The following is a 544-nucleotide window of genomic DNA, read 5'->3' as shown; positions in this document are numbered from 1 at the left end:
GATCTATGAGCCGACCAAGAAAGGCCTGAAGCTGGTTGGCGTGGAATGGCTGGTGCCGCTAACCCCGGACATCAAGGCGCCGCCGAAGCTGTTTGGCCAAACCTTCATGGGTCCGATGGAGGGACACTATCCGCTTATTCCAAGGGAGTTCGTCCACTACGATCTTCACGCCTGGCTCGACGACAATCCGAACGGCATGTTCAGCCCGACGAATCCGAAGGTGAAATGCAACAAGGCCGAGTTTCCGATGCTGGAGAAACCGACCAAGATGATGCCCGGACCGATGTGACCTGGAGCGGACCAGCGTCCAAAAGAATCGCTGGCCCCCCAAAGCTTCGTTTCCAAGCAATTCACGACGGGAAAGCACCATACGGCTTTTCCTCGATTGCTCTTGGCTGCAGGGCGAAAAGGAAGGCAAGCCGGCTAGGCGGCTTGCTGGCTGGCGTCAGACCTTGGCGACGATGCGCATGAAGGCCGGCATGTCGGCGCCGAAGCCGACGGTGGTGTCCTTGTCTTCCTGATGGTGGCGGGCAGGGCGGCCGGT

Annotated in this window: 1 pseudogene; it reads left to right on the top strand. The window is 59.6% G+C overall.

Going from position 1 to position 544, the window contains the following annotated elements:
- A pseudogene (locus tag EOA36_RS36750) lies at positions 1–289 on the top strand (hypothetical protein); the annotation flags it as partial.
- Positions 290–544: the final 255 nt, after the last annotated feature.

This window comes from Mesorhizobium sp. M8A.F.Ca.ET.021.01.1.1, assembly GCF_003998025.1.
Lineage (GTDB): Bacteria > Pseudomonadota > Alphaproteobacteria > Rhizobiales > Rhizobiaceae > Mesorhizobium.
Note: the sequence above shows the minus strand (reverse complement) of the source record. Positions and strands in the feature narration are given on the sequence as shown.